Source organism: Bacillus sp. KH172YL63 (assembly GCF_011398925.1).
Taxonomy (GTDB): Bacteria; Bacillota; Bacilli; order Bacillales; family Bacillaceae_B; genus Rossellomorea.
Genome location: NZ_AP022842.1, coordinates 3,217,542 through 3,230,858 on the forward strand (window position 1 = coordinate 3,217,542; position 13,317 = coordinate 3,230,858).

At 43.6% G+C, this 13,317-nt stretch carries 12 protein-coding genes; 5 read left to right on the top strand and 7 right to left on the bottom strand.

Annotation, left to right across the window (positions count from 1 at the left end):
• Positions 1 to 26: 26 nt before the first annotated feature.
• Entirely contained in the window at positions 27 to 659 is a 633-nt protein-coding gene (locus KH172YL63_RS16455) for a hypothetical protein (protein WP_173107122.1), read from the bottom strand.
• Positions 660 to 870: 211 nt separating this feature from the next.
• A complete protein-coding gene (locus tag KH172YL63_RS16460; protein WP_173107123.1) occupies positions 871 to 1,812 on the bottom strand; it encodes a DHH family phosphoesterase in 942 nt (313 codons plus the stop codon).
• A 93-nt stretch (positions 1,813 to 1,905) separates the two neighbouring features.
• Between KH172YL63_RS16460 and KH172YL63_RS16465 the strand changes: the two genes are divergently transcribed.
• Positions 1,906 to 2,214 (top strand): YtpI family protein, encoded by a 309-nt coding sequence (locus KH172YL63_RS16465; protein ID WP_173107124.1) that lies wholly within the window; start codon positions 1,906 to 1,908, stop codon positions 2,212 to 2,214.
• Between the two features lie 268 nt (positions 2,215 to 2,482).
• Here the strand turns inward: KH172YL63_RS16465 and KH172YL63_RS16470 are convergent, their stop codons facing one another.
• Positions 2,483 to 3,802, bottom strand: coding sequence for a DRTGG domain-containing protein (locus KH172YL63_RS16470; protein ID WP_173107125.1), 1,320 nt, complete (start codon positions 3,800 to 3,802; stop codon positions 2,483 to 2,485).
• 453 nt (positions 3,803 to 4,255) lie between these two features.
• Between KH172YL63_RS16470 and KH172YL63_RS16475 the strand changes: the two genes are divergently transcribed.
• Entirely contained in the window at positions 4,256 to 5,017 is a 762-nt protein-coding gene (locus tag KH172YL63_RS16475; RefSeq protein WP_173107126.1) for an SDR family oxidoreductase, read from the top strand.
• A 217-nt stretch (positions 5,018 to 5,234) separates the two neighbouring features.
• Here KH172YL63_RS16475 and KH172YL63_RS16480 read toward each other — a convergent pair whose 3' ends face one another.
• Positions 5,235 to 5,477 (bottom strand): hypothetical protein, encoded by a 243-nt coding sequence (locus KH172YL63_RS16480; protein WP_173107127.1) that lies wholly within the window; start codon positions 5,475 to 5,477, stop codon positions 5,235 to 5,237.
• 324 nt (positions 5,478 to 5,801) lie between these two features.
• Here KH172YL63_RS16480 and KH172YL63_RS16485 point away from each other — a divergent pair, with 324 nt between their 5' ends.
• Complete coding sequence (locus KH172YL63_RS16485) at positions 5,802 to 6,476, top strand: hypothetical protein (RefSeq protein WP_173107128.1); 675 nt, start codon at positions 5,802 to 5,804, stop codon at positions 6,474 to 6,476.
• 62 nt (positions 6,477 to 6,538) lie between these two features.
• Complete coding sequence (locus KH172YL63_RS16490; protein ID WP_173107129.1) at positions 6,539 to 7,222, top strand: DUF5694 domain-containing protein; 684 nt, start codon at positions 6,539 to 6,541, stop codon at positions 7,220 to 7,222.
• A gap of 149 nt (positions 7,223 to 7,371) precedes the next feature.
• Here the strand turns inward: KH172YL63_RS16490 and KH172YL63_RS16495 are convergent, their stop codons facing one another.
• Positions 7,372 to 8,052: a metal-dependent hydrolase gene (locus tag KH172YL63_RS16495; protein ID WP_173107130.1), complete on the bottom strand. Its 681-nt coding sequence runs from the start codon at positions 8,050 to 8,052 to the stop codon at positions 7,372 to 7,374.
• A 360-nt stretch (positions 8,053 to 8,412) separates the two neighbouring features.
• On the bottom strand, positions 8,413 to 9,531 hold the full coding sequence (gene ald, locus KH172YL63_RS16500) for an alanine dehydrogenase (protein WP_173107131.1): 1,119 nt from the start codon (positions 9,529 to 9,531) through the stop codon (positions 8,413 to 8,415).
• A gap of 242 nt (positions 9,532 to 9,773) precedes the next feature.
• On the opposite strand from ald, the gene KH172YL63_RS16505 reads away from it, so the two are divergent.
• Entirely contained in the window at positions 9,774 to 11,075 is a 1,302-nt protein-coding gene (locus KH172YL63_RS16505) for a purine-cytosine permease family protein (RefSeq protein WP_173107132.1), read from the top strand.
• 169 nt (positions 11,076 to 11,244) lie between these two features.
• On the opposite strand, the gene KH172YL63_RS16510 is transcribed toward KH172YL63_RS16505, so the two are convergent.
• Positions 11,245 to 13,014: an ATP-dependent nuclease gene (locus tag KH172YL63_RS16510; protein WP_173107133.1), complete on the bottom strand. Its 1,770-nt coding sequence runs from the start codon at positions 13,012 to 13,014 to the stop codon at positions 11,245 to 11,247.
• Positions 13,015 to 13,317: the final 303 nt, after the last annotated feature.

The window sequence follows — 13,317 nt, forward strand, 5'->3', positions numbered from 1 at the left end:
ATCGAAGGTGTTTTTTTCTCCAATTCCTACGCTTCCCCAGCCCGAACAATCCCGATCCTGTCATTCGTAGTAGCAACCATTGCCGCTGTGTTAGTTAGAATAGGCGATCTGACAACTTGTTTTTCAGACGTACCATCCATCAACACATCATTATCAATCCTGATCGAGAATGCGGCGTCTGCATCTAATGTCTTCATCTCAAATCCTGGAATAATCATTAATTGAGGTCCAGGGATTGACCCCTCCAGGAATCGGGTAGCCCCACCGACGATCGTCCATTTACTGGTGACCCCTAAATCTGCAAAGACGCCCGTTCCACTTAGTGTATAGATCATTCCTCTTTCGGTTGGTTGGACAATGGCGGTGTTAACCTCTCTTACTTCCAACGTGGCCACTCCACTATTTTTTAAAAGGTGAATTTTAAAATCTTCAAATTCAATAGAGGATGCTGATAGACATCCACCTCTTTTTTTACAATCCATTGGATATCCAACAAAGTCATCCATCCCGACACGTACGATCCCCTGTACAGACTTCTTGTCAATCACGGAAAAGTAGTTTTCTTGATCGCTTATATTAAATTGATGATAGCCGGTAAAATCATTATTGTTAAATTCAAAATTAAAGTTAAGTTTAGGGTTGCATTTCTTTTTTCCCATCTCTTGTCTCTCCTTTAGTCATAGAATGAGAAAGGTCCATGAAACAAAACCTTTCAACATATACTATGCAGATTGATAGAATCCGGATACTATCAATTCTGTTGGAGTAAATGAATAGACGCAATAGCGTGCCTTGCCGGAGTCACTGTTAGCGGGATTGGGCACCACTGTTGATGGTATAAAAAAAGCCGGCATCCGCCGGCTCTTTCACTTATTGATGGTTTCTGCACACTTCCCGTAAATCTTTCATCACTTCTTCTTTTTCTTCCCAAGAATAGATCGACGCACCTGCTGCGAGCGGGTGGCCGCCGCCGTTGTATTTCTTGGCGATGGTGTTGATGACCGGGCCTTTCGAGCGGAGGCGGACCCTGATCTGGTCGTCTTCTTCGATGAAGAACACCCACGCCTTCATGCCTTTGACGTCGCCGAGTGTGCTGACGAGGAGGGATGCTTCTGAAGGGACGACGCCGAACTGATCCAGTATGTCCTTCGTCATGACCATCATGCCGCAGCCGTCGCTGTCGATTTCGAAGTTTTGCAGGACGTAGCCGTGAAGCTTCGTGACGGTGGCGTCGACTTCGTACATGCGGTTGAACAGCTCGTTCCGGTCGAAGTCGAAGCGGATCAGTTCGCCTGCGATATCAAAGGTTTTCTGGGTTGTGCTCGGATACAGGAATCTGCCTGTGTCTCCGACGATGCCTGCGAACAGGAGACGTGCCCCGCTGTCCGGAAGCGTCAAGCCTTTATCTTTTCCAAACTGATAGAATTCATAGATCATTTCACTGACGGAGCTTGCCGACGTATCGATCCACAGATGATCGCCGTATGCATCCTCATTCGGGTGGTGGTCGATTTTCACGAGCTTGTCCCCGAGCTTGTAGCGGCTGTCGCAGATACGCTCTTCGTTCGCCGTATCGCAGACGATGATCAGTGCCCCTTCGAATACGTGATCTTCAATGTCATCCAGGCGGTTCAGGTAATGAAGCGTCTCTTCTTCTTTCCCGACGGCGTAAATATTCTTCTCAGGGAAGGAAGCTTTCAGCATTTCAACAAGTCCCCCCTGGGAGCCGTATGCGTCCGGATCCGGGCGGACGTGGCGGTGGACGATGATTGTTTCATATTGTTTGATAAGGTTCAGGATTTGTTCTTTCATAAGAATCTCCTTTGTAATGGATTTATATTTGGCAATTTGGCCTGATATCTGTAAAATAGTAGCGAGAGATGTCAACGATGGAGGACTAATATTATGTATTTTCTCGCATTACTGATTGTCGTCACATTCACTTTTTATGTCTTTTATAAAATCAGACAGGTAAGAACAAGGCGACCGATGGAAAAGAAATGGCTGTCAGCTAAAGCAAGCATCGCCCTTGGATTGTTCGTGGCGCTGTTTGGGATCAACCAGCTGTTCTTATTCCCATCCAACCTGACTTACTTTATCGGCGGACTGTTCATCCTGATCGGACTCGGCAGCTGCTGGGCCGGATTTAAAATGTACAAGCATGTGCTTCCATTCGCCGAACGTGAAGCGAAGGAACTTGACGGCCAAAAATAAGCTTTTTTGAAAGACCGGATGCCGATCCGGTCTTTTTTTATGGATTTTGCTTCTCGGGAAGCACTCTCCGTCCGATATAAGAGCGGGTCTGGTGCCGCTTACCGGATTTATGAGCGGGTCTGGTGATATATGAGCCGGTTTCACGATTTATGAGCTGGATTCGAGATTTATGAGCCCGTATCAGAAATTATGAGCCGGATTTTTAAAATATGAGCCGCTGCCCCCAATATATGATCTTCTTGTCGAATTCAAGCGGCCCCAATCCAGCTTAATGCCTGTCGATCAACTGGCAAATCATCAGGGATTTCCCCATCAGGACGCCTTCGCTGTAAACCTCTACGTCCACTTTACCAAATTTCCGGCCGACGTCGAGCACTTTCGGGTGAATTTCGAGCATGCTTTCCATCTGGACGGGCTTGATGAAGTAGATGGTCATGTTTTCGATGACGAGGTCACCTTTTTTGTACGGCTTGAGGGCCCGGTTGGCGGCTTCGGTCATGAGTGTGGTGAAGACGCCGTATGAGATCGTCCCGATGCCGGTTGTCATCTGCGGCGTGACGGCGAAAAGGTAGACTTCTTTGTCGCCCTTTTTCTCGGCTGACACTTCGACGCCGTTACTGATGAGGTCATCGATCGTCTCGCCGACCTGTGGCTGGCGCTGGATCATTTGCAGCGCCTTCAGGACGTCCTGGCGGCTGATAATCCCCTGCAGACGGTGCTGCTCATTGACGACCGGGAGCAGCTCTATCCCTTCCCAGATCATGATATGGGCGGCTGATGCGACGCTCGTATTCGGGCTGACCGTGATCGGCTGCTTCGTCATGACCTTGTCGATGCCGATTCCCTTGTCCTGCCCCATGATATCCTTCGACGTCACCATGCCGAGCACCTTCAGATTATGATCGACAACCGGGAAACGGCTGTGGAACGTGTACTGATTCTTTTCGTACCATTCCTCAAGGGTGTCATTGATATGAAGATAAGCCGTATCATCGGCTTTCGTTAAAATGTCTTCCACCAATACAATCTCTTTCTTGATCAGCTGATCATAAATCGCACGGTTGATCATCGTCGCAACGGTGAACGTATCGTAAGAAGTCGAAATGATCGGAAGCTCCAGCTCGTCTGCAAGCTTCTTCACGTGATCATCGGCATCGAATCCACCGGTGATCAGGACCGCTGCCCCCGCCCGCAGTGCATGCTCCTGGGCCTGGGTCCGGTTCCCGATGATCAGCAGGTTCCCTGCTTCCGTATACCTCATCATCGCTTCAAGCTTCATGGCCCCAATGACAAACTTATTGAGCATCTTATGTAAGCCCGACCGGCCTCCCAATACTTGTCCGTCGACGATATTGACGACCTCGGCGTAAGTGAGCTTCTCGATGTTCTCTTTCTTCTTCTGTTCGATCCGGATCGTCCCGACGCGCTCGATCGTGCTGACGTACCCTTTCGTTTCGGCGTCCTTGATCGCTCTGTACGCGGTCCCTTCACTCACGGTCAACGCCTTCGCAATTTGACGGACGGAGATCTTCTCACCGACAGGTAACGTATCTATGTACTCCAGTATTTGTTCATGTTTAGTAGCCAAGCTTTTCACCCTTCTTTGTAACGTCCTACTTTATAAGTTCATTATAATGGGAAAAGGCTGGTGATTCAATTTAATCGGGGCTTTCAGTGATGAAAGCCCCGGGGGTTGAGTGCATATTGCTGCTTTTTGAGAAGCGACTGCTGGTTGATTTTCGCTGCAGGGGCTCGCTTTCCGCGGGGTGGGCGGTGAGCCTCCTCAGCTGCGCTTCCGGGGTCTCACCTGTCCCACTATCCCGCAGGAGTCGAGCCCCTTCCGCTTCAATCAACATTGGCGGTTCGTTCCTTAAAAATCTTGCAGAAAGTTTGGTCGTTTCTATCAAAAGGTACAACTCACCATTTTCTGACATGAAGGTGGCCCTTTTTTCGCAATCGACGCCTCATTCTTGATACACTATTAAAAAGATCCTTTTTAAGGAAGATGTGGATCAATTTTTTGGGAGAAGGAGAGATACATATGACGAAGCATTTATTTGATTTAGCGGGAAAGGTAGCCGCCATCAGCGGGGGAACCCGTGGCATCGGACGGTCGATGGCATTGGCTCTGGCAGAAGCAGGAGCGGATATTGCCTTGCTACAACGGAATGTGGAACATACTGAAGTGAAGGATGAGATTGAACAACTCTGCAGAAAGTGCTCCATTATCCAATGCGACCTTGAAAAAGAAGAAGAAGTGAAATCGGCCATCCCCAGTGTGGTTTCGACGTTTGGGAAGGTTGATATTTTAGTAAACAATGCAGGGATTCAACGCCGGTCGCCTTCCGTTGACTTTCCTGAATCGGATTGGGATGATGTGTTGAACATTAATTTAAAAGTGGTCTGGTTGTTGTGTCAGGAAGCTGGCCGTCATATGGTGGCAAGAGGCGGAGGCAAAATCATCAACACCGCTTCCCTCCTTTCTTTCCAAGGAGGAGTGACCGTCCCCGCTTATGCAGCAGCAAAAGGCGGGGTGGCACAGCTCACGAAAGCGCTCTCCAATGAATGGGCAAAAGAAGGCGTTAATGTGAATGCGATCGTCCCAGGGTATATTGCTACAGACATGAATACCGCCCTCATGGATGACCCAATCAGAAATAAACAAATTCTTGATAGAATTCCAGCGGGGCGCTGGGGAGAACCGGATGACTTCAAGGGGACCGTCGTCTATTTAGCTTCAGGCGCTTCCAATTATGTTCATGGTCATTTATTAGCTGTTGATGGGGGATGGCTCGGAAGATAGAATGAAACAAATCCGATAGAAAGGTCACTGAATAAGTGAGCTTTCTATCGGATTCTTTTGTGAATGGGAGATGATATCCCCACTTTAAATTAGAGACTGCTGGTTGATTTTCGCTGCAGGGGCTCGCTTTCCGCGGGGCGTGAGTCGAGCCCCTTCCGCTTCAATCAACAATGGGTTGGGATCCTATCACAAATGAAATCCCACTTCCATAAGTCGTTCATCCAAACGACCTTGATTTCACTTTCCGCACGTGTTTCGATTTCAGCTTTTTGCCTTTGCCTGTTCCCTTCGGTGTGTACAGGAGGGCTGCAAGGTTGCCGGCTATGACGCATGTAGCGAGGATGAGCCAGCTGATGGCGAAGGTGCCTTCTGGGCCAGGTGCAAAGATGGACATGCGGGGAGCTCCGTAGTAAATGAGGGCTCCGGTTATGAGTAAGCATAGAATGTATCGTTGTTTCAAGCGTTCTTCCTCCTCTCTGGGCTTGTATCATGTATATGCGGGTGGTGGGAGGATGTTGTGTAAAGGTGAGAAAAAGGTGGGGGAATTGGAGTTGGGTCGGTCGTTTTTTTGGAGAATCATGTATAGGGCATGTGAAAAGCTTACTTAATAGCTCATTAAATTAAAGTGGTTTGTTGATCAAGGATTCATTACATTATGTGGTAAAATTAGCGTTAGAATGATAATTGTTTAGATGTTCAATTAGCAGGTCAGCTAAATTGAAAAAGGAACTATTGGTTTGTATTCTTCAGGATTATTGAGACACTTTTGTAGAGAGGAATTTTTATGAATAGAAAACCTTATGGAGAACAGTGGAATGGAGAAAAAGGTTACAGAGTTATTGAGGGTAACGATAATTATAATCACTTTTTTGGTACTCTTGAATGTGAAGTTCCGATTTGTAAGTTATGTAGAAAAGAAATGCACCTAATCTTTACTTTTGACTTAAACGATGAGAGACTCTCCGATTTAAAAACTAAAGATATCGACATATTACCTCTAGCTTCGTGCTTAAACTGTTCGATGGTGTGGCAGCCACAGTATTTTAAAATATGTAATAGGGGGAAGACTTTAAAAATCATTAAGCAGGAAAATCTTGAGGAATGGATTTCAGATGATGAAGACAAGCTACCTGTCCCACTTCCCAAAACCAATATTAAACTTCTTTCTATGAAGTTAGAAGATATTCCTACTACTGAAGACAATTATAATCTTGCTTTTGACTCTTTTGGTTCAGAGTATCTATGCAGGATTTTAGGTGCTCCGTTATACGATGATTTCCCTGAAGACTCTTCTTGTCCCTTTTGTAAGAGTAAAATGAAATACATCGCTACAATAACCCAGGACTACGGAGAACAAGAACTCATCTCTGTGGTGGATTTTCAGTTAGGAGAGTTTAATATCCTCTACTATTTATGTAAGAGTTGCCTTATTTTAAAAACTGAAGCGCAAGTATCATAACCCTCTTTATTCAAGTAAAGAACAGGTTTATGGAACAAACAAAGTAACAGGGGGAGAGATAGTTGAAAAAAGAAATAATACTTGTAGGAACTTATCATTTTGTACAGGACGAGGAACTAATAGAAAAAAAAGAAAAGGAAGTAATAGAGTTAGTTGATTATTTAGCTCATTACAAGCCAACCAAAGTCGCTGTGGAATGGGAAAAGTCAAAAGATAAAGAACTAAATATAGAGTACAAAAAATCAAAGGGAGATTATTCAATCGATGAAATTCAACAAATTGGATTTAGGTTAGCCCAAAAGTTAAATCACGAAAAAGTATATGCAGTGAATTGGTCAGGGGGCATAACTGAAGAAGATATGACGGAACTTAATGGCTCAATTCAAAGTTCATATCCTGAATTACTAAATACAATGAAGGTTATTAGTGAAAATGCTCCTAATATTAGTCTTAACACGCCATTGGTTGACTCCTTTAGAAAATTAAATGACAAGGAAGCTACTAAAGAACTGGAGGAAATGTACTTATCTTTTGTTACTGTAACTGATAACAAAGAAAAAATGATTGGTTTTGATTTTTTAAATAAATGGTTGGAAAGAGAATTGATGATTTTTAAAACTGTTATTGATACGAGTAATTCTAATGATAGCATTCTGCTCATAATTGGAAGTGACCATCTTTGGATGCTAAGAAAATTATTTGAAGGAAATGGGTGGAAGGTAATCAATCCTTTTGCAAGTAAATAACTTTTTTTCATATTCAACAAACGGAGGCTTTAAAAGAATAACAACATAAACAAAAAGCTCGGGATTATATCCCAAGCTTTTTGTCATGTTAACAGGTAATAGAAAACGCACACTATCTCAACGATTCAATCTACAACATCATCAAGCTATTAATATTCAATCACATCCCCAGCCTTCATAACCTCTCCTTCAGAATCCTCAAGCATCTCAACAAACTTATGCGGATCCTGCTTGATCGGCGGGAATGTATCATAGTGAATCGGCACGACTTTCTTCGCTTTTAAGAAGCTTGCTGCGGTTGCCGCATCCTCAGGTCCCATCGTGAAGTTATCTCCGATTGGCAGGAAGGCGAGGTCGATTGGATGACGTTCCCCGATCAGCTTCATGTCGGAGAATAATCCCGTATCCCCTGCATGGAAGATCGTCTTCCCTTCGATCATTAACAGGATTCCGGCCGGCATACCCATGTAGATGATTTCGTTGCCGTCTGTAATGAGGCCCGATCCGTGGAATGCCTGGGTGAACTTGACTTTACCGAAGTCGAATTCATAGGCACCGCCGATGTGCATCGGGTGAGTATTGACGAGCTGCCAGCTTAGGTAGGTGGCGAGTTCGTGATTGGCGATGACGAGTGAGTCGTTTTTCTTGGCGAGTTCGATTGTGTCGCCGACGTGGTCGTTATGTCCGTGGGTGAGGATGATGACGTCGGGTTTTTCTTCTTCTACTTTAAGATCTGTCAGTTCGTTCCCGTTGATGAATGGGTCGATCAGGATTGTTTTTCCGTTCGTTTCAATTTTGACTACTGAATGGCCATGGTAAGAAATCTTCATTTTGTATCTCCTCCAAATAAACTTATCTTAGGGTTCTCTACTTTTATGGTATACCCGATTTTCATAAATTTAAGCGAGTTGGGTGACTGCTGGTTGATTTTCGCTGCAGGGGCTCGCTTTCCGCGGGGCTGGCGGTGAGCCTCCTCGGGCTGCGCCCTGTGGGGTCTCACCAGCACAGCTTTTTTCCGTCGGAGTCGAGCCCCTTCCGCTACAATCAACTAAAGGCGTATCCTTCCGTACTTCAGGATCACGACGCTTTTTGTGCAATACAAAAATCAACCAATCCCATCCTATTTCAATGCCTTTTAAACAAACAAAAAGCCAACTGAACATTCCCATCCAGTCGGCTTCTTGTTGTTGTTATTGTTGCTCTAATTGAGTTCTTGTGTCTGAGTAGTCTACAGCGTGAGCTTCGGCTACTGCTTGGTATGTTACGTATCCGTTCAGTGTGTTGATACCTTTTAATAGTGCTTCGTTGTCCAGGCATGCTTTTTTGTAGCCTTTGTTTGCGATTTGCACTGCATAAGGTACTGTCACGTTTGTGAGTGCAATGGTGGACGTACGTGGTACGGCACCAGGCATGTTGGCAACGGCGTAGTGTACGACGCCGTGCTTGACGTATGTTGGGTCGTCATGTGTTGTGATGCGGTCTGTTGTTTCGAAGATTCCACCTTGGTCGATGGCGATATCGACAACAACTGAACCAGGTGTCATCGCTTTGATCATGTCTTCTGTTACTAATTTAGGTGCTTTCGCTCCTGGAATCAGTACAGCTCCGATGACTAGGTCTGCTTCTTTGACAGCTTGTTCGATATTTAGCGGGTTGGACATAAGCGTTGTTACGTCGCTGCCGAAGATATCATCAAGCTGACGAAGGCGATCCGGGTTAAGGTCAAGGATCGTTACGTTGGCACCAAGTCCGACAGCCATTTTCGCGGCATTCGTACCGGCAACTCCTCCACCGATGATCGTTACTTTACTGCGGCGAACACCAGGGACACCTGAAAGCAGGACACCTTTACCACCGTGGATCTTCTCTAGGAACTGGGCACCGATTTGAGTCGCCATACGTCCGGCTACTTCACTCATCGGCGTCAGCAATGGAAGGGCACGATTCAGTTCAACCGTTTCGTACGCGATTCCGATCACTTTGTTGTCGATCAACGCTTTCGTTAATTCAGGCTCTGGAGCAAGATGTAAATATGTAAATAAGATAAGCCCCTCGCGGAAATAAGAGTACTCACTTGGAAGTGGCTCTTTTACCTTCATGACCATGTCCATGGACCATGCTTCCGCTGCAGAATCGACGATGTGTCCGCCTGCTGCTTTGTAATCTTCGTCTGTGAAACCTGAACCCATTCCTGCTCCTGCCTCAATGTAAACCTCATGTCCGAATTGAACAAGATTCACAACACCAGCCGGGGTCATAGCCACACGATTTTCGTTGTTTTTAATTTCCGTTGGTACACCAATACGCATACTAAGCCAACCTCCTAATTGCTCTATTGCTCCTTGGAGCATTTACTTCATAAATATACCATTATTCATATATAATAGCGAAGGGCAAATACTCACCCTGTAAGCACTTACATTCTAACAAATTCATAAGGAAATATCTCTACTTTTCTACAAAAAATAAAATGATTATTTCTTCGCTTTTTTGCAAAAATTCTATAAAATAGAAACCGTGCATCAAAGTAGGAACAAAGGAGAATCATCCCATGAAACAGCCAGCCATCGAACGACTCGGATTAGAGAAAGTCCCGTCACAATTAAAGACCACCACCTGGATCGAATACTTCATCATCCAGCTCGCCTTCTCCGTCAACGCAGGCAACTTCCTCATCCCGGCACTCGCCGTCCTAGAAGGAGGACTATCCTTCCAGGCAGCCTTCACAGCCACCGTACTCGGAGCAAGCATCGCCTTCCTCTTCGTCTCATTCCTCTCACTCCCGGGCTCCCGCTACGGCCTGCCCGCCCAATACGTCCTCAGGACCATCATCGGAACCCGGCTCTCGATGCTCATCGCATCCCCCATCCGGTCGCTGACGTCCCTCTACTGGTTCAGTGTGCAGACCATCGGAGGAACCTTCGTCATCATCTCCATGGTGGAAAAAGTAACACCGTACACCATACCATTCATACCGGTCGCCATCGGACTCGCCATCATCATGACCCTCCTGGCCCTCATCGGCTTCGAAGCCGTCAAAAAAGCGACCAAACTATTCATCCCGATCCTCGTGATCGGCCAGGGAATCATTCTGTACCTGTTCCTGACTGAAGGAGCCGGTGCGCTTGCGACGCTAAACCAAGGGCAGGAACCCTTCTCGATTGGAACGTTCCTATTCTACTCAAGCCTTGTATTCGTCCAATACATCTCCGGCGTGAGCGCTTCATCTGACATCACACGGTACAGTAAGAGTGACCGCCATGGATTCTGGGGGTTATATGCAGGGAACGTTGTCGGATTCATGATGACCGCGCTCCTTGGAGGATTGAGTGCAAGTTTGTTCAAGGATCTGAACCCATTCGTGGCAGCGGGGCAATTGACCGACTCCAGCCTGCTTCTGTTGGTGATCACGGCTTGTGCAATGGTGTCGATGATTTCTATTAATTTGAGTAATGCTTATACAGGGGGATATAGTTTGCTGAATGCATTGCCTTCCCTATCGCGGATTCAGAGTGCCCTGTTGTTTAGTGCTGCCGGGATTGTTTTAAGTTCGTTTCCGCAGCTGGTTTATAATGCGCAGGCGTATGTTTCTTATTTGGGGATCTTGATTATACCGATATCGGCGATTGTGGTGGCGGATTATTTGGTTGTTAGGAGGGGGAGGATTTCTGAGGGTGCGCTTGTGGGGCTGGCTTGTGGGGAGTCGAATTTTAATCGAGAGGCTTTGGTTGTTTTGGTGATTGGGATGGTGGTTTATTTGGGAATTCCTGATTCGGTTTCGCCGGGGTTTAGTTGTTTTATTGTTACTTGTGTTGTTTATGTGTTTAGTAAAACACGAGGGGGAATGGAATGACAAGATTCTGTTAAGATATTTGGATAAAAATAGAGAGTGAACCAGTATAGTAGGTTCGCTCTCTACTAGTAAGAAACGCTTCAATTTGTGCAAAGTTTAACTTAGCAACCTCTATAGAAAAAATTAGAATTTAGAAGTCTCTTTATTATAAAAAAAATCGTTCAATTATTTAAATCACTCTAAAATTTTCTATTGATTTTAGGAGATCAACAAGATCTTTTGGTAGTTCCTCTCTTTTGAATTCATCAATTATTCTAAAATCAGTAAGGCTTACTCTATAAATCTTTTGTACCTCTTCCCTTATTAATTTGAGTAACTCTTTTCCTGGTACAATTTCCATTCTTGAATTAAGATCTGACCACTTATTATTGAAATTATTAATTGTTTCAGTGGTAATTGTTGCAGGGTCTTTATTTGTTTTTTTAGTTAGATATTGATTTCTTTTTGCAATATATTGTGCCTGGGTGGAGCTAGAAAGTTTAGATGACATACGGTCCAATATATGATAAATTGACTCTTGCTCTTCAATAACAATTCCTGTTCTAATTTCCCTATCTTTAATTGCCTTTTTCAATGCCCTATCCAATACTATTGGATTAAGTAAATAGTTTTCAATTTCTTTTCTCTTATGAATATGTGTAAATACTAATGCAGTATCAAGTTCGGATTTTATTTCTGATAGTTCCTCTTGACAATAATAATCTCTATCAAATATTGCACCAACGTTAATATGACTATTTAATGTAGTTTTAAATCCCCAAGAAAATTCTTTTATTTTCTTCCACGATGAGAATCCTTCAGATTCAAGGGGAGTGATATCATTTCCAGAGGCCAATTCAATTAAACCTAACCTTCTTGCAAATCTTCTAATTAATTTAAAATCATGGTTTCCTTCAACAAAAATAATTCTTCCGTTTCTAGCAAGTTGGGTTAAAGTAATATTTTGGATCGAACCAACCTCATTTAATGCATTCTGTACTCCCTCTATATCTTTTAATCTTTCGGCGGATTTTTTTTGTTTATTAATTAATAATATTTCAGCCGGGTCAGCTTCACCCATAATTTCTGTCGAGTGGGTCGCAATTAGGATGTCGGGACCAGCATCTCGAAGTATACTTAAAAGTTGTCTTTGAACATCGGGATGCAAATAAACTTCAGGTTCATCTACTATTAGTAATGTGGATTCTTTACATCTATAGATATGTGATAATAATTGACACCATATCTGGAATCCAAAACCTGCCCAAAATATTTCTCTTGTTATTCTATTCTCCCTACAGAACATTGTAATCTCTTGGGACAACATATCACTTCTTCTTGGTAACTCAATCTCCATCCCCGGCCACGTATCTGCTACTAAATTTGAAAATTCTTCAAAACCATCTGGATTTTTCAACCAGTAATTTCTGAAATGGCGTGAAGCCCTATGAGTGGCAAGACCATGTTTAATAGTTTCCTCAGTTAATATCTTTTCATGTTGTTCTAATGGCCCTAATACAGGGATTATTTCTAATCTGATTGGAAAATGTTTTTTAAATATTGTTGGTGAACCAACTTTTACACCAGCATCGGGAATGAAGTTACACCCACCTTTACTAGGAAAAAATAAGATTAACTTATTTCCATTTGACAATCTAAATGTAATAATTGAATCTACTTCTTCATAATCGGTGTGTACATTATCTATAGATACAGGAATTGATTCAACAGTTAGTGCATGTCCTAGCTGATTGCCGTTTGGCCCTTCTACTAAATAGGCTTTTTTATGTAGAGCTTGTTTAATTCCTATTCCTAAAATCCTAAAGGCACTCAATATAGTAGATTTCCCACAATTATTTGGCCCCACGAGGATGTTCATGTTATTCGTTTTTATTGAATATTCTCTTAATGCTTTATAATTTTTGAATTTTATTGATGTAATAGTTACTTTTTCCTCCATAATTTAGCACTCCCTGTTTATAAAGAGACTTTTGATTACTCAGTCTAAGTATCTGCTCCAAGTTTCAAATGAATTATGTTCATACCTAATACATTTCCCTAATGCATTACCCCTATTGTACCTTTCATACAATTACATTCATCATCCTATTACTTTATCCTTTAAACCCCAAAAATTTTCATGCAAGTTTTCACAAAATATGTATATCAAGGACATTAATTCTGATCTCTCTCACCAAACCGGCACTAGAAACTACAATTTATATATAGAATTATGTAGTAATAGAAAAGTCAACATACTGTA